The sequence below is a fragment of the Granulicella mallensis MP5ACTX8 genome (assembly GCF_000178955.2).
Classification (GTDB): Bacteria; Acidobacteriota; Terriglobia; order Terriglobales; family Acidobacteriaceae; genus Granulicella; species Granulicella mallensis.
Genome location: NC_016631.1, coordinates 3,422,401 through 3,448,673, shown reverse-complemented (window position 1 = coordinate 3,448,673; position 26,273 = coordinate 3,422,401). Strand labels below are relative to the sequence as shown.

The 26,273-nt window shown below is 57.0% G+C and carries 17 protein-coding genes and 2 tRNA genes; 8 read left to right on the top strand and 11 right to left on the bottom strand.

What is annotated here, in order from left to right; all coding sequences use genetic code 11:
* Positions 1 to 71 precede the first annotated feature (71 nt).
* Genes ACIX8_RS13960 through glgX form a run of 3 tightly spaced genes read left to right on the top strand, consistent with a single transcriptional unit; the run spans position 72 to position 3,393 of the window.
* On the top strand, positions 72 to 581 hold the full coding sequence (locus ACIX8_RS13960) for a universal stress protein (RefSeq protein WP_014265990.1): 510 nt from the start codon (positions 72 to 74) through the stop codon (positions 579 to 581).
* Positions 582 to 631: 50 nt separating this feature from the next.
* Positions 632 to 1,225, top strand: a complete 594-nt coding sequence (locus tag ACIX8_RS13955; RefSeq protein WP_044178679.1) for a hypothetical protein — start codon at positions 632 to 634, stop codon at positions 1,223 to 1,225.
* A 35-nt stretch (positions 1,226 to 1,260) separates the two neighbouring features.
* Entirely contained in the window at positions 1,261 to 3,393 is a 2,133-nt protein-coding gene (gene glgX / locus ACIX8_RS13950; RefSeq protein ID WP_014265988.1) for a glycogen debranching protein GlgX, read from the top strand.
* 80 nt (positions 3,394 to 3,473) lie between these two features.
* Here glgX and ACIX8_RS13945 read toward each other — a convergent pair whose 3' ends face one another.
* The gene (locus ACIX8_RS13945) at positions 3,474 to 4,001 is read right to left on the bottom strand and encodes a general stress protein (protein WP_014265987.1); all 528 of its coding nucleotides are present in this window, start codon (positions 3,999 to 4,001) and stop codon (positions 3,474 to 3,476) included.
* A gap of 41 nt (positions 4,002 to 4,042) precedes the next feature.
* The gene (locus ACIX8_RS13940; RefSeq protein WP_014265986.1) at positions 4,043 to 4,927 is read right to left on the bottom strand and encodes a Crp/Fnr family transcriptional regulator; all 885 of its coding nucleotides are present in this window, start codon (positions 4,925 to 4,927) and stop codon (positions 4,043 to 4,045) included.
* Between the two features lie 208 nt (positions 4,928 to 5,135).
* Here ACIX8_RS13940 and ACIX8_RS13935 point away from each other — a divergent pair, with 208 nt between their 5' ends.
* Entirely contained in the window at positions 5,136 to 5,462 is a 327-nt protein-coding gene (locus tag ACIX8_RS13935; RefSeq protein WP_014265985.1) for a hypothetical protein, read from the top strand.
* On the opposite strand, the gene ACIX8_RS13930 is transcribed toward ACIX8_RS13935, so the two are convergent.
* Positions 5,459 to 7,018, bottom strand: a complete 1,560-nt coding sequence (locus tag ACIX8_RS13930) for a two-component system sensor histidine kinase NtrB (protein WP_014265984.1) — start codon at positions 7,016 to 7,018, stop codon at positions 5,459 to 5,461. The two genes, ACIX8_RS13935 and ACIX8_RS13930, sit on opposite strands and share 4 nt — an antisense overlap.
* Positions 7,019 to 8,437: 1,419 nt before the next feature.
* Here ACIX8_RS13930 and ACIX8_RS13925 point away from each other — a divergent pair.
* Positions 8,438 to 9,430: a L,D-transpeptidase gene (locus tag ACIX8_RS13925; RefSeq protein WP_014265983.1), complete on the top strand. Its 993-nt coding sequence runs from the start codon at positions 8,438 to 8,440 to the stop codon at positions 9,428 to 9,430.
* Between the two features lie 30 nt (positions 9,431 to 9,460).
* Here ACIX8_RS13925 and ACIX8_RS24610 read toward each other — a convergent pair whose 3' ends face one another.
* The 7 genes from ACIX8_RS24610 to smc form a co-directional block, all read right to left on the bottom strand.
* Complete coding sequence (locus tag ACIX8_RS24610; protein ID WP_223295336.1) at positions 9,461 to 10,630, bottom strand: VIT1/CCC1 transporter family protein; 1,170 nt, start codon at positions 10,628 to 10,630, stop codon at positions 9,461 to 9,463.
* A 468-nt stretch (positions 10,631 to 11,098) separates the two neighbouring features.
* Positions 11,099 to 11,173 (bottom strand) — tRNA-Cys (locus tag ACIX8_RS13915).
* 76 nt (positions 11,174 to 11,249) lie between these two features.
* A tRNA-Gly gene (locus ACIX8_RS13910) sits at positions 11,250 to 11,324 on the bottom strand.
* A 45-nt stretch (positions 11,325 to 11,369) separates the two neighbouring features.
* Positions 11,370 to 13,382: a hypothetical protein gene (locus tag ACIX8_RS13905; protein WP_083836678.1), complete on the bottom strand. Its 2,013-nt coding sequence runs from the start codon at positions 13,380 to 13,382 to the stop codon at positions 11,370 to 11,372.
* 26 nt (positions 13,383 to 13,408) lie between these two features.
* The gene (locus ACIX8_RS13900; protein WP_014265980.1) at positions 13,409 to 13,711 is read right to left on the bottom strand and encodes a helix-turn-helix domain-containing protein; all 303 of its coding nucleotides are present in this window, start codon (positions 13,709 to 13,711) and stop codon (positions 13,409 to 13,411) included.
* A 41-nt stretch (positions 13,712 to 13,752) separates the two neighbouring features.
* Positions 13,753 to 14,406, bottom strand: coding sequence for a CvpA family protein (locus ACIX8_RS13895; RefSeq protein WP_223295335.1), 654 nt, complete (start codon positions 14,404 to 14,406; stop codon positions 13,753 to 13,755).
* Positions 14,407 to 14,596: 190 nt separating this feature from the next.
* Positions 14,597 to 18,487 (bottom strand): chromosome segregation protein SMC, encoded by a 3,891-nt coding sequence (smc, locus tag ACIX8_RS13890; RefSeq protein WP_014265978.1) that lies wholly within the window; start codon positions 18,485 to 18,487, stop codon positions 14,597 to 14,599.
* Positions 18,488 to 18,896: 409 nt separating this feature from the next.
* On the opposite strand from smc, the gene ACIX8_RS13885 reads away from it, so the two are divergent.
* Together ACIX8_RS13885 and ACIX8_RS13880 are read left to right on the top strand one after the other, a co-directional pair.
* Positions 18,897 to 20,207 (top strand): hypothetical protein, encoded by a 1,311-nt coding sequence (locus ACIX8_RS13885; RefSeq protein WP_014265977.1) that lies wholly within the window; start codon positions 18,897 to 18,899, stop codon positions 20,205 to 20,207.
* Between the two features lie 225 nt (positions 20,208 to 20,432).
* Positions 20,433 to 21,746: a hypothetical protein gene (locus ACIX8_RS13880; RefSeq protein WP_014265976.1), complete on the top strand. Its 1,314-nt coding sequence runs from the start codon at positions 20,433 to 20,435 to the stop codon at positions 21,744 to 21,746.
* A 165-nt stretch (positions 21,747 to 21,911) separates the two neighbouring features.
* Here the strand turns inward: ACIX8_RS13880 and ACIX8_RS13875 are convergent, their stop codons facing one another.
* Positions 21,912 to 24,722 carry a PIG-L family deacetylase gene (locus tag ACIX8_RS13875; protein ID WP_014265975.1) on the bottom strand — a complete coding sequence of 937 codons (2,811 nt, stop codon included), beginning with the start codon at positions 24,720 to 24,722 and terminating at the stop codon, positions 21,912 to 21,914.
* A 323-nt stretch (positions 24,723 to 25,045) separates the two neighbouring features.
* Here ACIX8_RS13875 and ACIX8_RS13870 point away from each other — a divergent pair, with 323 nt between their 5' ends.
* Positions 25,046 to 26,107: an IS30 family transposase gene (locus tag ACIX8_RS13870; RefSeq protein ID WP_014265974.1), complete on the top strand. Its 1,062-nt coding sequence runs from the start codon at positions 25,046 to 25,048 to the stop codon at positions 26,105 to 26,107.
* Positions 26,108 to 26,273 lie beyond the last annotated feature (166 nt).

Below are 26,273 nucleotides of genomic sequence, written 5' to 3'. Positions count from 1 at the left end.
CAGTCTTCCGGTTATGAGATGGAAGAGCATAGAAGTGCTGCGCACAAAGAATGTGCCTTCTGGAGATCAAGATGATCGAGCCGACTCGTTCTACGTTCAATCCGAAAAAGATACTCGTCCCTATGGATTTCAGTCCATCGTCGATATCAGCCTTGACGACGACAATCGAACTGGCCCGGCTGTTTCACGCCGAACTCTATCTTCTGCATGTAATCCCAATGCTACCGATCGTCACTGGAATTGAATTTCCTACTTCCTTTTATCCGAATCAAGAGTTTCTTGCAGATGCCGAAAAGGAGTCGGAGAAAAAAATGGCTGAGTTCGTCTCCAATCTCTTGGGGCAGGGGATAAAAGCTAGTTCCAAGGTTGAAATTGGTAATGATGTTGTCGGAAACGTACTGATGGTGATCGAACGGGAACACGTCGACATGCTGGTTATCTCCACTCACGGCATGTCCGGATGGCGCCCGGTGGTATTCGGATCAATCGCGGAGAAAGTCGTTAAACTCGCTGAGTGTCCGGTTCTTCTTCTCCGAAGCGCGAAGATTTTGGATAAAGATGATCCCAAGGGTGCGAAGTGATCGCGGGGAGCGCGGCAGATTTGGCGCAGGCCCAGAAGTTTGAGAAGCCGATGAAGAAACTTGGGATGTTCTGGTGGGCGTTCGCCGCCCGCGGCGGAGGAGCAATCCTCTTCTCAGGAATTCTGTTTTATTCGGGGAGCCTGTTTGGATCAATCTTCTTCGATCCGATCATGTTCGTCTTCCTGGGGCTCATCCTCGGTTTCTACATCCTGAGCAATGGCATTCTCCTCGGAGTCGCCTCTGGCTATGCCGCTGAACACCAAGTAGGCATTTGGCGTCTTCTCCTGGCGGAATGCATCTTTGACACCGCGCTAGGAACATACGTGGGACTGACACTCTTGCTCTCTTCGGAGTCGCTGGCATGGCTATCTGGGTTGCACGCACTGGGCACAGGCTGTTTTCTGGTAGTACTCGGATGGAAGCTCCGGGCAAGCAAGACCTATGCAGGGCTACTTGGCGTCGCCGGCTTGGTGGCAGTCGGTGCCGGTTTAGCGTTTGTAACCCATCGTGACGCTTCAACACGGAGTGCTACCCACTGGCTTGGCGGATTTGAGTTGTTTTATGGAGCCGTCATCTTTGTGTTCGCTGAGGGATTGCACCGGCACCACACGCCGATTCTCCGCGGCGAAAGCGCTCAGTTCTAGTCTGCCTGAACAAAACCGGATCGAGATAACGTCCAATGGATCCAAAAGCTAATGACGCGCCCGTCGTTGCAACTGCGATACGCCCGCTGAACAAAACGCACTCGCTCCAGGGCGTGCCATCTCCGCTGGGAGCCTCCCTCTTGGAGGACGGTACCAATTTCAGCCTCTTCTCATCATGCGCGACGGGTATCACAATCTCGTTCTTCGATCATGTCGATGCACTCGTCTCCCAGAGATTCATCCGATTAGATCCAGCGATCAATCGAACCGGTCACTACTGGCACATCTTCATCCCTGGGGTGAAGGCCGGACAGATCTACGGGTATCGAGCCGAGGGTCCTAATGACCCCAAAAACGGACAACGTTTCGACGAATCGAAGATTCTCATCGACCCCTACGGAAAAGCGGTTGCAGTAGGGAAGAATTACAGCCGCGGCAATGCCTGCTGCCCCGGCGACAACACGGCAACGTCGATGAAGAGCGTTGTGGCGGATATGGCTCTCTTCGACTGGGACGGTGACGCTCCGCTCAATCACTCATTCCGAACGACCATCATTTACGAAATGCACATCGCCGGTTTTACTCGCCACCCAAACTCTGGTGTGTCGGATGCCAACCGAGGAAAATATCTTGGCGTCATTGAGAAGATCCCCCATCTTCAGAAGTTGGGTATTACCGCGGTCGAAATTCTGCCCGTATTCCAGTTCGACCCTCAATCTGCGCCCTCTGGGCTAACAGATTATTGGGGGTACAATCCGGTATCGTTTTTCTCCCCTCATCTCGGATACAGTTCGTCTGGCGATCCGATGACCTGTCTTGATGAGTTTCGGGAGATGGTAAAGCAACTGCATCGTGCAGGGATCGAGGTTATCCTCGATGTCGTCTACAACCACACTGCGGAAGCAGGAGATGGCGGTCCGACGTCTTGCTTTCGCGGACTAGGGAACAGCTCGTACTACATCCTCAATGAAGACGGAGCGGGATACCTCAATGTCACTGGCGCAGGGAATACGTTGAAGACGAATCATTCTGTCGTCAAGAGACTTATCTTGGATAGCCTGAAGTTCTGGGTATCGGAGATGCATATCGATGGCTTTCGCTTTGACCTTGCCTCGGTGCTTTCGCGCGACGAGTGGGGTCAACCCATGAGCAACCCACCGATTCTCTGGGACATCGACTCCGAGCCCCTGTTGGCCGGGACAAAGCTAATCGCTGAGGCTTGGGACGAAGGAGGGCTGTATCAGGTCGGGAGATTTGGGCATGACAGATGGAACGACTGGAACGGACAGTTCAGAGATGATGTTCGCAGCTTTCTGAAAGGCGATCGCGAAACTGTCTGGAAACTTCGCGAGCGCATCAGTGGAAGCTACGATCTCTACCGCTCTGGAGACCGGCCGGCAGGACAAAGCATCAACTTCATCACTTGCCACGACGGATTCACTCTCAACGACCTCGTCTCATACGACTACAAGCACAATGAGGCGAACGGGGAGCTCAATGGGGACGGTACCAACTCCAACCGCAGTTGGAACTGTGGCACAGAAGGTGCCAATGTCAGCTTAGACATCGATCGCTTGCGAACACAGCAGATCAAGAATGGGCTTGTTTTGGCTCTACTTTCAACCGGGACTCCAATGTTGCTCATGGGCGACGAGGTGCGTCGTACTCAGGGCGGGAACAACAATGCCTATTGCCAAGATGACCCCATCAGCTGGTTCGATTGGGAACCAGATACGAAGAAGTTAGAAATGCTCCGATTCACCCAATTGCTCGTGCGGCTCCGTCTTGACTGTGACAATGGCATGTTCCTTGACGGAAAGGAGGTCGGCGGATTCGTCAATGCAAACAAGATGGAGTGGCACGGAGTTCGGCTTGACCAGCCAGACTGGGGTGCAGACTCTCATAGTTTGGCATTTGTGTGGCGCAACGCGGCGCTTGGGGAGGTCCGTTACGTGGCGGTCAATTCATTTTGGCAAACTCTTGAATTCGATTTGCCGCCAGTGACAGGCGGGAAGAGTTCTGGATGGCTCCGGGTGGTAGATACGTCACTAGCGTCGCCGTTCGATGTCGCGGATCAGGGACAATACGTGCCGATCAGCGGATCAACCTATATCGTGAACCCTCGTTCCACAATCATCCTGCGTTATGATTATGCGGTCGAAGACTGAGGCAGATGTCTGCTCATGCTCTTTGGGTATACGATGTCGCTGGATGGCGCTTTGTATCGCCATCCAGCGGATAGCAGGAATTACGCGAGAACAGTTTCACCGTGAACTGTGTAGGCCTTGTGGCGTGAGCTTTCGATCACCTCTTCTGCCTGTTTCACTTCATCGAACGAACCGTGGACAATAAGAACGAATTTGTCGCTCTTGATGGCAGTTTCGTATTCGACAACGCTGTCTTTCGGTATGCCGATGCTGATCAGGCCTGCACCGAGAGCGCTTACGCCGCCTATGACGACAGCTCCTTCAAGTCCTGCGACAATCCAGGCGACAAGCGGACCTGCAACAAGAAGGGGCCCAAGACCCGGGATGGCGAACATCGCGGAGCCGAAGAGTAAGCCCCAGAATCCTCCCCAGTAGGCGCCTATCTTTCCCCAGTACTTCATCCTGTCGCCAGTGTTGTAATAACCAACAACATGTTCGTCCGTGTGTGTATCCTTCGCCGCGATCGATAAGGTCTTCATATCGGTCCCCGCCTCTTGGAGAAGCTTGATGGCGTGCTCCGCTTGTTCGTGTGTGTCGTAGACTGCAACGACCGAATCAACAGTTTTCATGAAATCTCCTCGTTGCGGCGTTGCCGTTGCGATTTACCGCACTAAGGTCTCAGTGTTCCACCCGTAGACCATGAGTTCTGAGCAATTCGATACGCATTTCGCTTGCTTTGACTCCGTTGTAGTCGAGGCGAGTCAACCGCATCGTCGAGAGGCCTCTCGTCAGATACGGCCATCATTTTTCTTGTTGAGGCGGACGCTCGTTTTGCCGGTTTTGTCTTGTCTCGTTTCGTATCAAGAAGCGCGGCGCTGATCGAGTTCGCGCCTGGCCTCTGATCATGAAGAACCACGTTGAGCAGGGACTTGTGAACATGAATGCGGCCGTTGTATTCAATGAACCCCATCTTGCGGAATCGGTTCATGAAGAAACTCACCCGGGATCGGGTTGTCCCGATCATATCGGCCAAGGTTTCCTGCGTAATCCGGGGAATCACTGTCTCTGGCTCACCAGGCTTCCCGAAATCCGCCATGAGCAGGAGAATTCTAGCTAGCCGTCGTTCGCTCGAATTGAATAGCTGGTCCACAAGATCCGCTTGGGTTCGCATGGACCGATCTAAGAGGAAAGCAACAAAGATGTCGGAAAAGGCGTGTTCATCGTGGATGACCCGCATCATCTCTACCCGTTCGATCTTCAGCACAGAGCAGGTGGTAATTGCAGTTGCAGTGGACATATGCAATCCCGCAATAGCGGTGACCGACTCCTCCCCGACAAAGTCGCCAGCGGCGATGAGCGTAATGGTTGCTTCCTTGCCGGCCTTGGACACGACCGTGAGCTTCGCTCGCCCCTTTTGCAGATAGAACACAGAATCTGCAACGCTCCCTTGTGAGAACAGAGTTCCCTTGGCTTTGATGTGAACGATCCGGCGACCTAATCCTGAGGTAGCGAGAAAGGCTGCGGGATCGAATTCTTTTAGCTTCCGGTGCGGCATTTGGGCCTTCTTCCGTTCACGGGCCACTGAGCAGATGTCAATCCAAGTTAGAGCTTGGACTGAAGCTCACGATGAATGTCGCGAACAAGTGACACCTATTCTGATGCCCCCAAGGGGGGCTGTGCGAGGCGAAACCCAAAATGAGCTGCAGATACGTGTCGGAATGTTCAGCGCCGTAAAGGATCAGAGGAACGGAACGAGGCCAACTATGAGCACAAATGCACAGTATCACTCGTTTGTTGCGAAGAAGATGAACGCAGATTTGCCACAGATGGACTTAAGCCAGATCGCAGTAGGAAATTGTGAAGGTGTTGAAATGAAAACTCTTATAACGGATTTGGAGCGATGCAGCACGTCAACTGATGCAGGGCTGTTGAGCCCCGCACAACTGAAAGCTTCACTCACGGTTGCGACCGCCTTCATGGAGCGTTGGCAGCACCCTGTGAATCTTCATTTAGAGACGCCGTCCATTCCCCGAAGCCGGACTCAGCGTTCTACGGGCCGACAGGGAGATAAACCGCATCAGATCCTCTAGGAAAACCTTGAGATGTCGTCAATTTCTCTTTGCGAAGCGATGCCTTGATATGGCAAGAACAACTGAAAAACTGTTCCCGATGCTCCGGCTCGCTGGCTACTGCGGACCTTGATGTTCCCGCGATGACGCTCGATAATCTCGCAGCTTATCCATAGCCCAAGGCCAGTACCCCCGATACCCTTCGTTGTGAAGAAGGCCTTATAGATGCAGCTTAGGGTCTCAGTACTCATCCCTGTTCCGTTATCTGCGACCGTGAACACGAGTCCCTCTCGCCCTTGGTTTCCCTCTCTGGTCTCACGGCTTCGAATGAACAATTGACCGCCGTGTTCCTGCATCGCGTAGATCGCGTTGCCCACCAAATTGCTGAGAACTTGGCGGATTTCGCTTTCCATGCAAACGATGGATCGACTTGGCCGTTCTCTAACGATTGTCTTTACCCCTGCATTGCTCGCGTGAGATTGATAGAGGTCGAGAATCGGTTCCAGGAGTTTAGCCGGGCTTGTAGACTGCGCTTTTGTCGACTGCCTGAAGAATCGTAGCGACTGTTCGGTGATGAGTTTGACACGCCTCAACTCTCGATCTGCAGTAGCCAGATAGTCCTTTGTGTCTTGCGAGCATTCTGTGCCTTGTGCCAGAAAAGTGAGGTTCATGACGGAGGTGAGAGGGTTATTGATCTCGTGTGCGATAGAAGACGCCAAGCGGCCCACGGCTGCAAGCTTCTCACTTTCACGGAGGGCCATCTCAAGATCGACACGCTTGGTCACATCGGTCTGAATTCCCACATAGTGAGTTAGCTGACCGTTATCATCCGAAATCGGAGACAAGGAGAGCTCATTCCAAAACGGAGTTCCATCCTTTCTGAAATTCTTTAGAATCGCGACGCCCTTGCGGCGATTGGACAAAGCATCCCGCACAATCGCAAGGCCGGGCTGACTCCGCTCATTCCCCTCAAGGAATCGGCAGTTCCGTCCCTGGACTTCAGCTCGGCTATAGCCTGTCATCTCCTCAAAGGCCGGGTTGACATAAACCAGAGGAAGATCGGGTAGTGTTGCGCTGGCAACAGAAATACCAGTAGTGACTGAACGGAAGATTCTTCGATTCAGATGCAGTTCTCTCCATGCAGCGGAATACCGCTTTGCAAACGCGCAATGCGCGTACATGATCACTGAAAGTTGGGTCGAGATCTCAGTCTGGCTCATCGGGAAGTTAAGGAATCCATCGAAGTTGCAGTCGACTTGGGTGGACTTAGATGGGTGTTCAGGTTCTTGGTGAATGACGGCGATGATTGCAGGACTGATTCCATCGCCGTCGACTTCGTCCTGTTCGAAGAGAAGAACGAGTTCCTGCGCGACGAGTTGATCCGCAACGATGAATTCGAATGTCTTTAGGCGTTGGAGCTCTTTGGCTTCGGCGTTGAAGATCGTCGTTGAAATCTTCATCTCGCTTACAGCCGTCAGAACGTGCTGTTGCTCTATCGGATCAGCGAGACAGATTGCGGCGCCAACCTTTTGAACGTGAGCCTGCGACTCGAATTCATGAACATCTGCGAACTTCATCGTCCGAGCAACTTTCTGGATAGTTGCGACCCATCGTTCTAGTTTTGCGGATGGAAGCTGCTCAAAATGATACTCATTAGTCTTTGCGACTCGGCTGCTTCTATGGTGTCGTCAGTGTACTCGATCTGGTTCGAGGCTGGCTTTTTGAGAACCGGCAAGCATAGTTTGGTTGTGTCGTAGGATTCGTGAAGCGCATCGAGTTCCTTCTCTATGCGGCTGCGACGGCCTGCTTTGCGGAATACCCCGTGTACTGCCTTGCTTTCTGCGCCTGTTCAAGAGATTCAATCTACTTCTCTTCGACCGTTGGTTTTGCTGCCATGGGAATATACCTTTTTGCACTGCGGCTTATAAGTCAATGCCGCCGCACCGCAACGCTGAGCAATCCGATACATAAACCCCCATCGAGGAAGAAGAGAATGATTCAGTGTTCTTAGCTAGTCAAAAGCTCAATTGGAGTTGCGATCAGCTCGGAAGGCAAGATTCCCACGAAAGCGTCTGACAGACTCATCCAGAGTACGAGGAGGATTAATGCAAACTTCAGAAGAGCAACTCAAACCAATACGCATTTCTTCCCTCAGGGATATTGATCGTTGAGCCGAATCCTGGGCTACTGGCGGCCGGAGCTCAGTTACTTTCAGCAGCTGACTACCGTGTCGCCGCTTCCAGCGAGGCGGTTCCTGCACCTGACATACGGGAAACTGACATCAGGGTGGCCATTCTTAGCCGCAGTCTAGGGGCTTCGATCGTCAGTAAGCTGGCCCAGGAAATTCGACTCTACTATCCGAACGCTCGAATCCTCATCTTCGGAATGTCACCTTTGAATCTAGACGATCACCTCTATGACGAATCGATTGATCATCACTGCCGCCCCGAACAATTGCTCGAAACTCTATTCTGTCTAACCCAAGATTTCTCGGGTCGGCGAGTTCCTTCCCGTACGAGTATTGGACCGCAATCTCTTAGCCTCTCGGGGTTGGGTTGGATTTCGCTGCACAAAGGACCCGCAGAGAGCGATCCATCGAAGGCGGTGATATCGACTTTAGAGCACTCTCCTACCGGAAGGGATGTGCCATCTGACGAAATCTCGCCTCATCTGGTTTGAACGAGCTGGAATGGAATTGGAATGCCATTCAACTATCTGCGGAAACTCACAGGCCACGAGCGGACTCAGAATGGGGGTGTTATCGGGATGCTGGGATTTCGTCACGTCGGCTTTCTATTTAGGCTCCCCCCTGGCGATAGTTCTACTTATCTTGGCAGGGGTGCCAGCATTGGACGATCTCAGAGGTGTCAAACCTTGCTTGGACCGCACCTACTCGATACCGTGTGAGTGCTTTGGTTTGCTAGGGATGCGAATGAGCCTTTGCCACGGCTCTGCGAATGCATATCGATCTATTGGTCAGCTGAATGGAGCGTGAAGTGGAATCAAGAGAATCCAGACGAAAGTTCATCTGGTATGTCGCCGGCGGGTTTGCGTCCATAAGCACGTATGCACCATCGATATGGGAGCAGGTCTCCAGCCCTTTGGCTTCGAATCTGGCGGATGGCATTCAGGCACTAAAGCCAGGACAGTATCTTTGGGCTCCGATGGTCGCACCATCTGGATCAGTACTGGCTGTGATCAGCCTTACGTCTCAGCGTGTCTATGTCTATCGCAATGGCGTTCTAATCGGCGCAGCCACGGCTTCGACGGGAAAGCCTGGCCATCAGACACCAACGGGCGTGTTCACGGTCCTGCAAAAGCAGGTGCATCACAAATCCAATCTCTATGACTCCGCACCGATGCCATACATGCAGCGCCTGACGTGGTCAGGCGTTGCGATGCACGCGGGAAACTTACCCGGATATCCAGCGTCACACGGTTGCATCCGAATGCCGCTGGTCTTTGCGAAGCTCTTGTACGGAACGACTGAGCGGGGGATGACCGTGGTGATCACTGACTTGGACGCAGTTCCTCGACTGGCTCCAACTCCGGATTTATTGCAGAGCGAGGCTGCGACGAAAGCGGAAGATGCGGGCGGCGCTATCTGGGAACCTCAGAAGTCCCTATCAGGTCCTGTATCTGTCATCTTGAGCGCACCAGACCATCGATTGGTTGTTCTTCGCAACGGGATTTTAATCGGCTCTGCGCCAGTGACTATCGCGGGCGCGGTGTCTGAAACAACGGCCTACAGTCTTTCGAAGGTAGATCCACAGGGATTCCATTGGTTGCAATTGCCGCTTCCCGGACAAAGCTGGGAGGGGAATCGTGAGCTTCCGGCCTCAGAGCGCGCAAGAGTAACAATGCCCGATGCTTTCCGTAAAGCGCTAGACGGCGTACTCACGCCTGGCGTGACCCTGGTTGTCACCGCCGATTCTCTCCTCGCTAGTTCCACCGGGAAAACCTTGACTGTGCTTGAGTCCGAGCCGTAGGAGGTCTTCGGTCCGGGCTTCGGCGAGCAATTAGTGTGTACCGACTAATCGCCCCAAGACAACTCCGATGGAGAACGTGATAATACCTTCGACGGCTCCAAAGGCCGTTAGTTCAAGGCCAGATCGCCACCAGGGCCGTACGGTCATGAGCGATCTTGTAGCGCCAACTGCGAAATGGGCCGACAAAGAGACGACTGCTGCGAGTGCGATTGCTGGAACACCTGACAAAAAGAAGAACGGGATGATCGGAACGAAAGCACCAACCGCTGTCGCGGTAAATCCGGTCAAGGCTGCAACCCAGGGATTGCTGAGATTTTCCTCTGAAAGGTTCGCTCCGATACGCGTAAGCGCTTTCACGAACCCCTCTTTGTTCTCAGCTAGTAAGTGGGCCAACCTTCCTGCGACATCTTCTGGAAGGCCGCGGACCTGCAGACTCAGCGCCAAGACTTCGCGCGCTTCCGATTCGTCGTAATCAACGGCCTTTCGTTCCCGCATCAGTCCAGCGTCATAGAGTTCCCGCTCGCTCCGGGAAGTGAGGTAAGCTCCTGTGCCAGTGGATAAAGCACTTCCCACCATTCCTGCGAGACCCGCGATAAGCACATAGTGACCTTTTCCGAGAGTGGCCCCGGCGACTCCAGAGACGATACCGAAGATTGAGCCCAGGCCATCGTGAGCAGCGTAAATGGCATCGTTGAGCCAGCCAGCAGCCTCTGGATGTCGCTTTTTGCGAGCGGCCAACAGAGCCGCAAGGGCTGTTCTAGCCTGAGAACCATCCATCGCCGGGAGTGGAGGGCGGGCGCGGATCAGACCGCTCAGAGTCTTGTAGTGATCGTTCTCGTCCGCGATCACTTCGAGCAAGATCTTCTGACAAGCCTCATTCGTGAGATTCAACGTTTGTTTGCTGTAACGCTCAATCTCGCTTCGTTCGTGGATTCTGAGTTGACGGAGTTCGGCGTCGATTCCTCCAACACCCTTGGAAAGGAGATCGGCACGTCCGTTTGCATCGCCGCTATAGATCAACGTCGGTCCGTCTATAGCACTGATCTCATCAGCCCAAAGGTAGGCGTGATGTCTCTCAGCTGCGGCGAGCCCTCTCATGACATTGCGTCGGCGGGAGTCAGATTCTCTCGAAGCTAAAGCCCTGTAGGTAGCGTAATCCTCCATCTCGGCCTGCCAATTGGTCTGAAGTAGGGCGAGCAAACCGGGTACCTCATCGGCTTTGAGCATAGGCGTTTGACTTCGTGGAAGCCGACCTTTCTGACTCTGCATCTTGACGTCGAATGCAGGTTCTCTATTGAGCGTTCCATGTTTTGCGGCTAGGAACTGAGCAATCCGATACAACAATCCATACTGCGAAAGGCGAGCATCATGAGACGTGACTCTGAAATGTCCAATGGTGCGTCTTCCGTTGCCGAAACCTGAATTGTGGAACGTGCTCAGGCACTGTGACGCGACACGTCATGCGGAAATGAAATGGAAGCCATTTGGCAGCCAGCTCCGCTATTTCGTTATTTTGGAGGGCGAAGGGGAAGGTTTAGAGGGGAAGCGCTAAATGAGACAAACCATTATCAATCAATTACTTATATTTTTCCTGGTTTCCATTTAACAGACAAACCGGCAATTAAGAGGGCATTTACATGGCCTGTAAGTCGTTGCAAATAAGCAATTTGGAGGCGCGGGTCGGGATCGAACCGACGCATAAAGGTTTTGCAGACCTCTCCCTTACCACTTGGGTACCGCGCCTCAACCTACACCGTAACTCCAGGGCGCAGGGTACACTGACTGTCTTGTGGAAGTGTACCGCAAATAGGAGGGTGTTTGGAGCGGGAGACCGGGGTCGAACCGGCGACATCTTCCTTGGCAAGGAAGCACTCTACCACTGAGCTACTCCCGCCCTGCCTCAGCAAGTATAGCCGAGGTTGCACTAAGAATGCAAAGCCTATTGTGAAGGTTTTGCCGTGTGTTCCACAGCAAGACGTTTGCTGGCAATACGCATGTCGCCGGCACGTACGATATGCGGTGTGATAGTGATCAGTAATTCATCGGTATCGACTTCCTTGTCCTCATTCGTACCCTGAAAACCAGGTATTTCATTGAGTCCCGGAATCCCCGACATGGAACGAGATTCGTCGCGCGAGATCTCGCTGGCAAGCAGCGCTTCTTTGCCGGCAGGGACGGTGATCGTCGAGGTTAACGAACGATTTGTCAAAATTGGAATGCCGTCGTTAGAGCCGGTGCCGAGCGCTTCAATCTTCAACTCCAGGGTCAGGCGGACGTCGCCGGAGCGCAGAATTCTTGGAGTGGTCTTTACGGTGATACCGAGATCTTCATATTGAATCTGCGGGATTGTCACCGTTGAGGTTCCGAGGTATTGCTGGAGCAGCGTGTTGAGGTTTGTCCCGCCCACATTAACGCCGGCGAGGGAAGACGGCAGGCTATTCGAGCCACCGGAGCTGTAGGTCGACGTTGTGATTGGATAGCGTGTGCCGGCGCGGAAGTTGACAGGTTGATTGTCGTTGGCGCGGACCTGGATGTCGTCGAGTGTGCGTGCGTCGCTGGCGTTTAGAGACAGGTTGAGATTGGTGTTGGAGCCGAGGAAGACGCCCGCCAGCGGCAGGCCGCTGAAGTGCCCCAGCACTCCAAGAAGGTTGGTGAATTGAGAGGCGTTGACGGTGCCGGAGGCGATGAGCAGTTCGAGTTCAGACAGCGCGTCCTTGCCTGGATTGCCGGTCAAGACCAGCAGGCCGGCGGCGATCGCCTCTTGAATCAGCGATTGGTTCTGACTGATCAAGTTCTGCGCCTCGGAGGCAACCGGAAAAGCGCCGACAGAGGTAGGCAGTTGCGCTCCTACGTTTTTGGTGTTGCTTTTCTGGACCTCGTACAGATGAATGTCCAGCAGGACGTCGGACCCGCCGTCGAGGAGATCCGCATAGGTTGCGTTCAGAAGGCGTAGCGTTCCCTCATCGCCACGGATGAGGATGTCGCCGGCGGTGGGGCTTGCCGTAACATTTTTGAGATCGAAGACATTGCGGGCAACGTTGGCGAGCTCGGTCATCTCTTCGCTGCTGACGCCGGGCATGTAGATCGTCTCTTCGATCTGGGGGACGAGGCGGTCGCGGTTTTCCGCAGTGTCTTTCGCAACGAGCGCGGCCTGTGGCTGCACGGCGACGACGAAGACATGCGTCATCTCCTTGAGGACGCGTGTCGCGTCTGCGAAGTTGACGTTGTCGAGGTCGTACTTTATCTGGGTATTGCTGGTGAAGGAGTCGTCGAAGGTAACAGTGATACCAAAGGCGCTATAGACTGCCCGAATCACATCCTGCGCACTGCCATGCTGATGAAAGCTCTTGTTTCCTGAAGCGGGTTGCAGCTCGATAGGACCGCCGAAAGAGGCTCCGGCATGACCGCCGGGAAGATGGGAGGAGTCGATGACCCTGGGCTGGGGGGCGGTGTCAAAATCGAAGTGCTGGGTGACGATGTTGTTTCCCGGATCGATGGCCTTGGCCTCAGCCAGCAGGCTTGCGGCACGCTGATCGTCGCCCATAAGACGTGCTTTGGCGGCCGACTGTACCAGCTCAGAGACCCGATGCTCACGCGTGACGGCGAGCGAAAGTACGTATTCCTGTCTTTCGGGATTGAGCGCCACGGCCTTCGCAAAACTTTGTTCGGCCGCGGCCAAATCATTATGTTCTATATGTCTTGCGCCTTCGAGGTAGGCATCGTCAGCCTGGCGTGCCTGCTTTTCGGAGATGGGCGGGCGCTTGGCTGTGGACGGAGCGGCAGGCGTTGTGGGCCGTGCTGCTAGGGTGCCTGCGGGCGTGCTGGCCGGTGAGCTGGACGCGTCCTGCGCATAGGCCCCCGCGCACAGCAGTGCGGAGAGGCCGAGTCCTGCAATGCACGCCATGTTCGACGGGAGACGGCGCGAACTGTGGCGATGGCTGTGGCCTGGCATGATGGAAGTTAGACGAACGAAAAGAGCTATCGTCCCCCGGAAATGCGTCCGCCGGAGACAATTTGCAGCGGGGAGCGTTCAGGACGCACAGGCCGAGGTGGGCGGCGCAAACCTTTCTTGATCTGGGTGGAGTCCATATCGAGCTCGACGAGCGTGCGGCTGAGGGTGTTGCGGTGCATGCCCAGCTCTTCGGCGGCCTTGCACTGGTTGCCTCGATGGCGCGCGAGTACTTCCAGAATGTAGCGCTTTTTAAATTCCCGCACAGCATCGGCGTAGGCGATGCCTGCATCGTGCATCTGGAGGACGAGGTTGTCGAGATCGCGTTTCACTCGCGGCGTTTCCTTGTGTGGTCTAGGGAACTTTGAAGTTCTTAATCAGTGTGCGGCAGGGAAGCGGATTTGATCCAATCGGGAGCCCTATGCTTGATGCGCTCAATGCCCTCGTGAAGACGTGACTTAAGGTCTGAGGGCATGACGAAGGATACAGCATGCGCGGCGCGAAGAAAATACGGTGAGAGCTTTGAATTTGAAATCCAGGGCGCGGTGGGCAAAAAAGCGGTAAAAGCCATCAGGAGCGCTGTGCCGAGCAGGCAGCCGCGCAGCAGGCCAAAGAGCGCTCCCAGCAGGCGATCGAAGAAACCCAGCCCCACGGCCGAGGCCGTACTGCGCAGCATCTTGCCGATCAGGCTGGAGATCACCATCGTGGCAATGAGAATCAGCAGAAATGCGGCGAATTGCGCGAGCGGCAACGAGCTGATGAGGCCGGTGAGATGGGTCGCCGCCTCGCGGTAGTACCAGCAAGCCAGCAGGAAGCCCAGAACGAGGCCGCCCAGCGCGAAGGCCTCGCGGAAGAAGCCCTGGATCGCGGCGCGGGTGATCGAGTAGACGAGCAGGATGCCGAGCAGCCAGTCGAGTGGGTTCATCGGAAGATGATAGAGCAGATGGTGGTGTTGTTTTCTGGAGTTTGTTGTTTCGAGCGGAGAGGTGCTTGTGTCGCCACGGTATCTTCCATCGCTACATGGCATTGAACCGCATGGTTATTGGGAGGTGCGAGCGAAGAACGGGAGGAAGCAGGTTCCTCGGCTTCGCCTCGGAATGACAACCAGAAAGGCAAGAGCAAAAGCAACGGCAAAAGCAGAAGCAGATTCCCTTCGGGAATGACAACAAAAAAGCAACAGCAGCGACAAAGGCTGCTGTTGCTTTTTCTTTCGTTACTTATGCCGCCGTGCGTGCCTCGCGCCCTTTGGAGCGACCGCCCAGCGAAACGCTGACGATCTTCGAGACGCCAGGCTCCTGCATGGTTACGCCGTACATCACGTCGGCCTGCTCCATCGTGCGCTTGGAATGGGTGATGACGACAAACTGTGTCGTCTCAGACATCTCCGCGATGAGCCGTGCGAAGCGGCCTACGTTCGTCTCGTCCAGCGGAGCGTCGACTTCGTCGAGCACGCAGAAGGGCGCGGGCTGGAACTGGAAGATGCCGACCAGCAGCGACAGGGCGGTGAGGGCCTTTTCGCCGCCGGAGAGCAGCAGCACGTTCTGCAGCTTCTTGCCCGGAGGAGAGGCGATGATGTCGATGCCGCTCTCGGAGGAGTTCGCCTCGTCGGTCAGCTTCATCATGGCCTGGCCGCCACCGAAGAGCTTGGTGAAGGTGGTCGAGAAGTTCTCGTTGACGATCTTGAAGGCCTCGTCGAACTTCAGGTGCGAGACATCGTCGATCTCCTTGATGGAGGCCTGCGTGTTCTCGATGGAGTCGAGCAGATCCTTGCGTTGCGTCTCCAGGAAGCCGTGACGTTCGGAGGTCTCGGTGTACTCCTCGAGGGCCATCATGTTCACCGGACCCATGGCTTCGAGGCGCTGCTTGAGGGCGCGTGCCGCTTCGTCTTCGGTGTGCAGGGCCTCGGCTTCGATGCGCTCGATGGTGGCATCCTCGCGCAGGGTCGCAGGTTCGACCGAGAGATCGTTGATGCAGGTGCCTTCGAGATGCTCAAGATCGGAGGTGAGCTTGGCGGCGCGTGCCGAGAGCTGTGCACGCTGCTCGCGCAAGGCCTCGGTCTCGTGGCGCAGGGTGCGCAGACGGGAATCTAACTCTGTCATCGCGACGCGCAGCCCGCTGGCTTCGGCTGTAAGGGTCTCCACTTCGGCGAGTGCCTGGGCACGCGTCTCGGTGAGGCCTTCATGCTGCATGGACAGGGAAGCCGTCTCCTCTTCGCGGCGCTGCTTTTCCGAAGCAGCGCTGGTGATCTGCTGCTCGATCTGCGCGATGCGCTGGGCCTGTCCTTCGTAGAGACGATTGGTCTGCTCGAAGTTGGCGTTGGCGTTGCGGCGGCGCTCTTCGAGTCCGGCCAGAGAGGCGGCTGCGGCGCTGGCTGCGGCTTGAAGCTCTTCGCGGTTGGCGCGCAACGCAGCGATCTTCTCGGTAAGTTCGGCGATCTGCTGCTCGATCCTGGCGCGATCGGCTTCGAAGCTCGCTGTCTCTTCCTGCTTGCGGGCGATCAGGTCCTGCTTCTGCTGGCGGGTGTCCTGGTTACGTCCTGCGGCGAGCTGCCACTCCTGCAACCGGCGTTCGATGCGAGCCGTCTCGCCTTCCATCTGGCGCAGGGCAGCGCCGGAGTTGGCGCTCTCGCGCTCCGCATCGCGGCGCTCGTGGTTCTTGGAGTCGAGCACACTGGTCGACTCGGCGATCTCGCGTGTCAGTGCAAGCGTGGCCTGTTCATTGCTAGCGAGCTCGGCTTCTACGCCTTCGAGCTTGGCCTGTACTTCCGCCAGTTCGCGCTTGAGGGCGAGTGGGCCCTGGGCGCGCGGACGGCCTCCGGTGACGGTGACGTTATGGAAGGTCTCGCCGGTGGGCGAGAGGAAGAATGCCTGCGGGTTGGAGAGTGCCAGTGAGCGGGCAGTTGCACTGTCGGGGGCGACGAAGCCCTCGCGCAGCTTGGGGAGGATGACTTCGAGCGAGCGGCCGAAGCCGTCGAGCACGCGAATGCAGTCACGCAAGGGAACGACGCCGGAGTTCTCCGTGAGTGCCTTGCTGAGCATGCCTTCGGCGAGGGGGAAGTTGGCCTGGGCATCGTTGGGATGAACGAGGAACGTTGCGCGGCCAGCGACGTCGGACTGCAGCATGCGAACGCCTTCGTCGGCGGCGTCCCAGCTCTTGACGACGATGTAGTTCAACTCATCGCGCAGGAACTCGTCGACGACGTTCTCGTACTGGCCGTCGACCTCCAGGAAGTCTGCGAGCGTGCCGACGGGTACGAGGCCGCCCGTCTGATCGCGCTTGGCGTTGGCGCGGAAGATGTTGCGCACGGTGTCGGTGGAGTAGCTGTGTTCGCGGATCAGCGCTTCGAGCGAACCGCGGCGTCCCATGAGCGTCGCCATCTCGGCGCGCAGCTCGTCGCCGCGGCGGCGCGATTGCGTCTCCTCCATGCGGCGGGCTTCCAGGGTGTGGCGAAGCTCTACGATATCCGCTTCAAGTTTCTTGAGGCGCTCTGTGACGCCTTCGAACGACATCTTGATCTGGTTGCGCTGGGAGCTTAGGGCTTCCAGCTCGGCGCGTGCTGCTTCCGACTCTCCGACGAGCCGCTCGCTTTCGTTCTCGAGACCGGCCAGAGCGGCTTCCGCCTGGGCCTGTTCGTTGCGCGACTGGTTCGCACGCTGCATGACCTGCATGGCGCTGCGGCGCTGGTTTTCGGTCAGGGCCTCGGTGGCGAGCACGTTGCGTGTGGCCTCGTGGGCCTGGGCCTGCTGCGCATTGGCCTCATCGCGCGAGGCGGTGGACTCGGAGGTCGCATTTTCGAGGAAGCTGCGCTGCTGCTCGCGCTCTCCGGCGAGCGAGGCCATCTGCGCGCGCGCCTGTTCGAGATCGTCGTTGCCGGAGGTGATCCTCTGGGCCAGGTCGGAGATGCGGTCGGCGTTGGAGGCCGAGCGGGCGGTGATGCGTTCGAGCTCGACCGCGCTCTGGTTGGCGCGTGAACCGGCTTCGCGAATCTGGCTGTCCAGTTCATAGCCGCGAGCGACGCCGACTGAGTGCTCGGAATCCATGGTTTCGAGTTCCGCCGCCTGGGTGTCGATCAAACCAGCGAGGCGCGCAATCTCGGTTGCGGTGGCGGACTGCTCGGCGTCCATCTGTGTCAGGCGGCTCGCCAGGACGACGCGCAGCTTGCCGCGCAGTTCGTCACGCAGCGCGCCGTAACGCTCTGCCTTGGCGGCCTGGCGCTTCAGCACGGCCATCTGACGCGTGACCTCTTCGAAGATGTCGTTCACGCGAGAGAGGTTTTGCTTGGCACTCTCGAGGCGTAGCTCGGCGAGACGCTTCTTGGTCTTGAAGCGGGTGATGCCGGCAGCCTCTTCGATGATGCCGCGACGATCCAGCGGCTTGGAGGAGAGGATCTGGCCGATGCGCTCCTGACCGATCATGGCGTAGCTTTCGCCGCCGAGACCAGTGCCCATGAAGATGTCCTTGATATCGCTCAGGCGGCAGATCTTGCCGTTGAGCAGGTACTCGGAGTCGCCGGTGCGGAACAGGCGGCGTGTGACGGTGATCTCACCGGCGCGGATGGGAGCGCGGCCGAACTTGCGGCGGCGAATCTTGAGCACGACGTTGTTCGAAGGCTCTCCCTGGGTGGCCTCTGCTTTCGCGCCTTCGGTCTTCTTGGCTACCGGGGCTTCGGCTTCGTAGGTGGTGCCGGGTTGGGCCTCGGCGACGGCGTCTTCGGTCTCCTGCGCGATCTGTTCGCGCAGAGCAGACTCATCCCAATCGCCAGCGGGCATGGGAACGAGGGTAGGGCCGTCGCTGAAGACTTCGGCTTCGCCTTCGGCCAGTGTTGCGCCGTCGTAGACTTCGGGGTCGACCAGCGTAAGCGAGACCTCGGCCATGCCGGTGGGCTTGCGGTCACGGGTTCCGGCGAAGATGACGTCTTCCATCTTGATGCCGCGCAGAGACTTTGCGGACTGTTCGCCGAGTACCCAGGTAATAGCGTCCGAGATGTTGGATTTGCCGCAGCCGTTGGGGCCGACGATGGCTGCGATGCCCTGGCCGGTGAGTTGCACTTCCGTGCGATCACAGAACGACTTGAATCCGAGGATCTGAACTTTTTTCAGCTTGAGCACGGGCGGTAACTCCTACGAAGGACGTCAAAAGTACACGAAATTTAAGCAACCAGGAACAGTGCGGCGATTGGGCTGCTTGTCGAATCGTATGCGGCGAAACCTGCCGAATCAATACGCCTGAGACGAGATATTGTGGATAAGGAGTCCGTTATCCCGTTATGTAGTGCTTAAGGTGCAAAATAGCGCTGCCGGACAATCGGGATGATTCGTATTACAGGTGCTGGTTCTATAGAGTGAAGAAGTACCTTTTTCCGAGGCATTCGGGGATTGGCTTGCGTCAGGGCACGTGCATTTCTATAATCCGCATCATCCACCGTAAGCTCCGGATATTCCTGGGGACGCGGTTTCAATGGCGCAACCGCGTCTTATCAATCGAATCGTAAAGATGGGCTTACCGAGGAGTTTTTCTATGAAGAAGGTCGTACTTGCTTCTCTGCTGGCAGTAGCCGGCGCTGCAACCATGATGCAACCCTGCTTTGCTCAGGATGCCCCAGCCGCTGCTCCAGCTGCAGGCCAGACTGGCGGACAGGTCCAGATGTCGGCAGATGAGTACAAGGTTTACAACGATGCCGATACAGCAACCACACCAGCCGCTAAAGCAGCCGGGTTTGAGGCCTATCTGAAGGCCTATCCGAACTCTGCCGTAAAGCAGGATGCGCTGCAGAAGTTGATGTTTGCGTATCAGGGGACCAACGATCCGGTGAAGACGCTGGATGCCGCTGATCGTCTGTTGCAGGTCGATCCCAGCAATCTCACGGCGCTGTACGTTGAGGCGTTTCTACGCCGGAACGCAGCGGATGCTTTAGCCGATCCGGCAGCGAAGACCGCTGGACTCGACAAGGCTGCCGGCTTTGCTCAGACGGGCCTGACTGCTGCCAAGCCGCAAAATATGCCGGATGCCGACTTTCAAAAGTTGAAGTCGCAGGCGACGCCAGTTTTTGAAAGCGTCATCGCCGATGACGATATCTCCAAGAAGGACTATGCGGGCGCGATCACGACGTTTAAGACCGAGATCACTGGCGCCCCGGCAGATGCAACGCAGACCCCTGGTCCTGTGCTGCAGGATGTGTTTTTCCTGGCGACGTCTTACATGAACTCGACCCCGCCGGATTACCTGAACTGCGCCTGGTATGCGACGCGTGCCGCAGCGTTTGCGGGACAGTATGCATCGGCAATCCAGCCGACAGCGACCTACTGCTACAAGAAGTACCACGGCAAAGAGGAGGGCTATGACAAGCTGCAGGCGCTGGTGAAGACCAGCCTGACGCCACCTGCTGATCTGGCAACAACGATTACGCCTGCTCCCAAGCCCGCGGATCTGGTGGCGAACCTGATTGCCACGACGCCTGATCTGGCGACTCTGGCGATCAGCGACAAGGAGTTCGTGCTCCAGTACGGTAAGCCGGAAGATGCAGACAAGGTGTTCGGCACCGTGAAGGGCAAGTCGACCCAGTTCCCGGACACCGTTGTAGTTGCTGCGACTGCCGACCAGTTGCAGGTCTCGGTATCTGATGATGCGGTGCAGAGCAAGACAGCTGATTTCGCCTTCAACTTTGCAACACCTCTGAAGACGGTGCCTGCGGTTGGCGACAAGATCACGCTGACTGGAACCTATGCTTCCTACACGCAATCGCCGCTGCTGATCACGATGTCAGACGCAGCTGTTGTTCCCAAGAAGGCGCCTGCCAAGGCTCCTGTCCACCATACAACCCACCACTAAACTGTGGTTCGCACACTGAACGGCCTCCTGGAAGGGAGGCCGTTTTGTTGTACGTTGGCATTATCTTTGCGGAGTAGGCAACCGCAGCTTGTGTAAGGGCGTGTGCATTTCTATAATCCGCATCATCCACCGTAAGCTCCAAATATTCCTGGGGGCGCGGTCTAACGGCGCAACCCGCGTCTTATCAAACGAATCGTAAAGATGAGCTTACTGAGGGAGTTTTCTATGAAGAAGGTCGTACTTGCTTCTTTGCTGGCAGTAGCCGGCGCAGCAACCGTGATACAGCCCTGCTTTGCGCAGGACGCTCCAGCCGCCACTCCTGCCCCTGCTGCAGGCCAGGCTGGTGGACAGGTCCAGATGTCGGCAGATGAGTACAAGGCTTACAACGATGCCGACACCGCAGCCACCCCAGCCGCTAAAGCAGCCGGGTTTGAGGCCTATCTGAAGGCCTATCCGAACTCTGCCGTAAAGCAGGATGTGCTTCAGAAGTTGATGTTTGCTTACAGCGGAACCAACGATCCGGTGAAGACGCTGGATGCCGCCGATCGTCTGCTGCAGGTCGATCCGAGTAATCTTCCGGCTTTGACCTTCGAAACCTATCTGCGCCGGACGGCGGCGGATGCTTTGACCGATCCGGCAGCGAAGACCGCTGCACTCGACAAGGCTGCTGGTTTTGCCCAGACGGGGCTGACTGCCACCAAGCCGCAAAATATGGCGGATGCCGACTTCCAGAAGCTGAAGTCGCAGGCGACAGTTACCTTTGAAAGCGCGATCGCCGATGATGACATGTCCAAGAAGGACTATGCGGACGCGATCACGGCGATCAATACCGAGATCACTGGCGCTCAGGACGCGACGCAGACCCCTGGCCCCGTGCTGCAGGATGTATTCTTCCTGGCGACGTCTTACATGAACTCGACACCGCCGGATTACCTGAACTGCGCCTGGTACGCGACGCGTGCCGCTGCGTTTGCGGGCACCTTTGCACCGCAGATCCAGCCGACAGCGACGTACTGCTACAAAAAGTACCACGGCAAAGAAGACGGCTATGACAAGCTGCAGGCCTTGGTGAAGACCAGCCTGACGCCTCCGGCGGATTTGGGAACAACGATTACGCCTGCTCCCAAGCCTGCGGATCTTGTAGCGAACCTGATTGCCACGACGCCTGATCTGGCGACTCTGGCGATCAGCGACAAGGAGTTTGTGCTCCAGTACGGCAAGCCGGAAGATGCAGACAAGGTCTTCGGCACCGTGAAGGGCAAGTCAACCCAGTTCCCGGATACGATTGTGGTTGCTGCGACTGCCGACCAGTTGCAGGTGTCGGTATCGGACGATGCGGTGCAGAGCAAGACGGCTGATTTCGCCTTCAACTTTGCAACACCTCTGAAGACGGTGCCTGCGGTTGGCGACAAGATCACGCTGACTGGAACCTATGCTTCCTACACGCAATCGCCGCTGCTGATCACGATGTCAGACGCAGCTGTTGTTCCCAAGAAGGCGCCTGCTAAGGCTCCTGTCCACCATACGACGCACCACTAAACTGTGGTTCGTACGCTGAACGGCCTCCTGGAAAGGAGGCCGTTTTGTTTGCTCTTTGCCAGACCCAGTTTCCGGCCAATCTCTCTGGCCGTTCGACCGAAGAGCGGGAGGAAGCAGGTTCCTCACTACGCTCGGAATGACAATCAGAAAAGCAAAGGCAGAGAACTACTGTTGATCTGCAAGGCCAAGCATATTGGCGAACAGGCGATAGCTGCCGGGAACTGCTTCGGGCAGTTGGCGGTAGAGTGCGAAAGCACAGTAGGTCCAATGGCCTTTCCCCAGTTGCGCCGTCACTAACCCGCCGCGTTGAGGTTCTTGCCCTGGGTCATGGGTTTCGGTCACCGCGGTATAGTGCTTGTCCCAGCTCTCGAGAAATCCATGGCCACGTTCTTCGATCCAGTGATCGAAGTCGGCTGATTCGATGCGATTGGGAGTCGTAAGCAATGGGGCTCTTGCGTCGAGAAGCCGGACAAGGGCTGTCTCATCGATGACCTTCTCCGCGCTACCGTCAAGCGTGAGCGGATAGGGCGCATCGGATTCCGTGAACTCGTACGTCTGGTACTGCACGATGACGTTGCCGCCGTTGCGGGCGAAGTCGAGCAAGACCTGGGTCGGGGCGCCATGCAGGTCAGGATGAGCGTTGTAGGTTCGAACGCCAAGAATGACGGTGTCGAAGTCTTTGAGCCTGTCGGCGGTGAGATCGGAGACGGCGAGCATTTCTGGTTTGAGTCCGATTGAAGTGAGGGCCTCGGGAACATCGTCGCCGGTGCCGGGCAAATAGGCAATGCGGCGGTGTGCCGGGAGCTTGAGATCGACTGGGACGAGCCGGTCGGACGCAGGGGTGAAGTAGTTAGTTCGTGGGAGATCCCCATAGCCTATCGTGCGATAGCCTTCGCTGTACTTGACTCCCGCGGACGTGACGGCAGCATCGAGAGTGGTGCTGTCAGGCATTGCGGAAGAGAGAACGAAGTGAAAGTCAGCCTGTCCTGGGACGGACACCTGTGCGATTTGCGCGTGCAGGAGATGATTGCCAATAGATACGGGCAGGGTCATCGCCTTCTGCGGGGCAGAGGAGGCGGACAGGGAGGCCGTAAGTGCGACCTTTGACTCAGCGTGCGGGACCACCTGTGCATGGGCTGAGAGCGAGAGACTGTAGGCAGGGACCAGGTTCAGCGGTTGCGAGCCATCGTGGACGATACGGCCTAGCTGAACGGCTGCACCGCGAAAACTGACGGTCGCCCAGGCAGTCAGTGCTGGTGGGTCTGTAGGGGCATTGCGAAGTGTCGGGTTGTGAAGACTGTAGACCGGGGTCTCGATGGAGTCTCGAAAGAAGTAGGGGCGTGTGGGAGACGTTGTGTCGCGAGGCGTGGCGTGCAGCGAACGGGTGACGGGGCGGTCGAGGGTGAGGTCGGGAATGCTCTCATGGCCCGGAACATCGGGAAGGACATCGTCTGTTGTGCTTGAGAATAATCTCTCCGATTGCTCTCTCTGTTCAGGCTGGGTCGAGGCATGGGATGAGGAGGAATCTCCGCTCCGAAGCCATTCCCGCGTGACAGACAGTGGGTCCGTGGAGACTGTCGTGCTCAACTTGGAGAGGACGACAACAGCGGAGCCTGCGGTCTGGTCTGCGCCACTGGTGGTGGCGTCGAGTGTGAGCCCCAGTGCGATCGTCAGGGCATCGTTGATCTGAACACGTTTGACCCGCAGCTCATGCAGCACGCTGGCTTTCTCATCGGCATTCCCAAAGGAAGCCGCTTCGAGGGTGGAGAGGAGGGTGTCGTCCTGCTGCAATGCGTCTGCCAGTTGTGGAGCGATGGCGCTGGGGTTTGCGGCATCGAAGCGGGAGGTGGCGAACGCTATGCTGGCGCTAAGCTTCGCGAGCCCTGACCGAAGCAGGGGAGGGGCGCCGGGAGCCAGTGACGCGATGCCTTCGATGCTGATGTCGATGCCGTCGAAGAAGCTGTCTTCGTGGGCCTTCTGGTGGGCCGCATCGAGCCGTGAGCCGTAGCGATGGTAGCCGATGTCGAACACGCCTGCCGGAGGCATGCGCATGCCGTTTCCAATCTGGGACTTCTGCAGGCCGAGTCCGATGCGCGCGAACTGAACGTAGCTTTTGTCTTCGAGGAGCTTGTCCTTGTTACCCTCGTGCACTACGACATCCGCCGAGGGGGTGGTCGTAGTGACCTCGCCCGTGACGTAGTTGGTGAAGCGTGCGGGGGCGTATTGGCCTGTTGCGTAGTCGAAGAGGCCCTGGGAGGTAATGGCCTGCATGGGGACGCGGGCATAGACCTTCAGCGGAGCCCAGGGCAACAGGCCTTCTGCAATCTGGTCGGGAAAGACCTTCGGGTCGGCGGCGGCTTTGAAGACCTCCTGCGTGATCTCGCCCGAGACCTGGTGGTGGCCGTGGCCGTCGGTGACGCCGCCGATGAAGACGCTCGCGACCACCAGCGGGCGGTACAGGCGCACGGCGCGTACGGCGTCGTATAGCACGCGTTCGTGCGTCCACTTGGCGAAGGTCTCTTCCTTGGTCTTTGAAAAGCCGAAGTCGACTTCGGTGCCGAACATCTGGTTGACGCCGAAGTAACGGTCTGCGCTCAGCAGCTCCTGCGTGCGCAACAGGCCGAGCGCGTCCTCGAAGTCGCCGGTCATGGCATTCTGTCCGCCCTCGCCGCGATTTAGCGTGAGCATGGCGACACGGGCGCCCATGCCGCGCGAGTAGAACGTGAGCATGCCGCCATCTTCGTCATCGGGGTGCGCGACGATCAGCATCAGTGAGGCGCGGGTATTCAGTCTGCGGAGTAGCTGCTCCAGGCCGCGCGCGCCCTGGTCGACAGGCAGCTCGCGGCCATCGCGCGGGGAGACACGTTCACCGCGAAGGTTGGCGGGGTCGTTGAAGGCTGGTGTCTGACTCGAGGACTGTACGATTGCAGCCGTCAGGAGACAGAGTGCGGTGGCGAGAGACGCGACTAGCTTCATGAGAATAGCGTCTCATGAGGTGGGACCTTTCGTGCAATTGTGCGGTTGGCTGGTTTTGCCGTTGTCTGTTTTTGTCGTTGTTTGTTTTTCGTCGTCATCCTGAGCGGTACGCGAAGGACCCCCGTATTCGCGGGGGCACCGAGGCATGGGTGAAGCCCACGAGATCACGCTCGGGCGTCTTGGATGGGGACATGCGTTTGAGGTAGCACAGACGCGGCATTAACATTGGTGGATTTTCGCTTTGGGCCTGTGGCGATACAAAATGCGGGGGTCGGTGGAATCAAGGTTGAAGTGCAACATTTCCGAACAGGAGATAGTTGCCTATGTCGTATCAGCATTTGGAGTACACGGAGCGAGCATTGATCCAGACGCAGTTGAGTTTGGGGATTCGGCCATCGTTGATAGCGGCTGGTTTAGGTCGATCGCGGTCGACGATCATGCGTGAGCTTCATCGCAACGGCTGGGCGCCGGGGTTGAAGAAGCTTCTTGCCAGCGGGTATCTTGCGCCCAAGGCGGAACGTCGAGCTCGGCGTCTGCGGTCTTCACCCCCTGTGGGGCGGAGGCTGCAACCGGGCAACGCGCTATGGATGGTTGTGCTGGACCATCTTCGCCAAGGCTTGAGTCCGACGCAGATCAAGCGCACACTGGCTCGTATGCCCGAACCGGTGCGGCTCTCCCACGAGACCATCTACACCTCGCTCTATGCCATGCCCCGCGGGGAACTCCGCTCGGTCGTGCTGGATCTGCTGCGCCATGGGCACAAGGCGCGAAGATCGCGATCTGCAAAAAAAGACAGGCGTAACCTGGCAATCCCCAACATGACCCTGATCGATCAGAGACCGGTCGAAGTGGCGATGCGGCTGATTCCAGGCTACTGGGAGGGTGACCTGATCATCGGCAAGGGCAACCGCTCCCAGGTCGGCACGCTGGTTGAACGGACCACCCTGTTCGTCGCCCTGGTGCAGCTGGACAACGCAAAAGCCGCCACTACCGCCCAGGCCTTCACCAAGATCCTCAACCGCTTCGAGAGCCAGAAACGCCGTTCCATGACCTACGATCAGGGCACCGAGATGGCTCACCATGAGACCCTTACCGAGCTGACAGGGGTCGATGTCTACTTCGCCCATCCCCATGCCCCATGGGAACGCGGCATCTCTGAAAATACCAACGGGCTGATCCGACAATACCTGCCCCGCGGAACAGATCTGTCCGCGTTCTCTCAAGATCAGTTGGATGAAATCGCCTGGAAGCTCAACGTTAGAATCAGAAAATCCCTCGGCTGGAAAGCTCCCGCTGAACTCTTCCTCCCAGAAGGAACCTTCGACTTCGTCAAATACTGGTCACAGTTCTCCAGTAATCTCTCACCCGTTGCACTTCAACCTTGATTCCACCGTCCTTCGCGTACCGCTCAGATGGTATGAAGAGCGGCGTACCTTCCTGGTACGTGCTCGAGGCACAGATAATCCATCCGGAGGAAGATACGCCATGCAGACCCACGTAGGAGTAGATCTACATCAGCGATTTTGCTATTTGACGGCAGTAGATGCAAGT

Excerpts from the sequence above, each read along its gene's own strand:
- glgX (WP_014265988.1), top strand. The coding sequence starts at position 1,261 with ATGGATCCAAAAGCTAATGACGCGCCCGTCGTTGCAACTGCGATACGC.
- ACIX8_RS13905 (WP_083836678.1), bottom strand. The coding sequence starts at position 13,382 with ATGCCAGGCCACAGCCATCGCCACAGTTCGCGCCGTCTCCCGTCGAAC.
- ACIX8_RS13940 (WP_014265986.1), bottom strand. The coding sequence starts at position 4,927 with ATGCCGCACCGGAAGCTAAAAGAATTCGATCCCGCAGCCTTTCTCGCT.
- ACIX8_RS13895 (WP_223295335.1), bottom strand. The coding sequence starts at position 14,406 with ATGCCATGTAGCGATGGAAGATACCGTGGCGACACAAGCACCTCTCCG.
- ACIX8_RS13955 (WP_044178679.1), top strand. The coding sequence starts at position 632 with ATGAAGAAACTTGGGATGTTCTGGTGGGCGTTCGCCGCCCGCGGCGGA.
- ACIX8_RS13875 (WP_014265975.1), bottom strand. The coding sequence starts at position 24,722 with ATGAAGCTAGTCGCGTCTCTCGCCACCGCACTCTGTCTCCTGACGGCT.
- ACIX8_RS13935 (WP_014265985.1), top strand. The coding sequence starts at position 5,136 with ATGAGCACAAATGCACAGTATCACTCGTTTGTTGCGAAGAAGATGAAC.
- ACIX8_RS13870 (WP_014265974.1), top strand. The coding sequence starts at position 25,046 with ATGTCGTATCAGCATTTGGAGTACACGGAGCGAGCATTGATCCAGACG.
- ACIX8_RS13960 (WP_014265990.1), top strand. The coding sequence starts at position 72 with ATGATCGAGCCGACTCGTTCTACGTTCAATCCGAAAAAGATACTCGTC.
- ACIX8_RS13945 (WP_014265987.1), bottom strand. The coding sequence starts at position 4,001 with ATGAAAACTGTTGATTCGGTCGTTGCAGTCTACGACACACACGAACAA.
- ACIX8_RS13880 (WP_014265976.1), top strand. The coding sequence starts at position 20,433 with ATGAAGAAGGTCGTACTTGCTTCTTTGCTGGCAGTAGCCGGCGCAGCA.
- ACIX8_RS13885 (WP_014265977.1), top strand. The coding sequence starts at position 18,897 with ATGAAGAAGGTCGTACTTGCTTCTCTGCTGGCAGTAGCCGGCGCTGCA.
- ACIX8_RS13930 (WP_014265984.1), bottom strand. The coding sequence starts at position 7,018 with ATGAAGTTCGCAGATGTTCATGAATTCGAGTCGCAGGCTCACGTTCAA.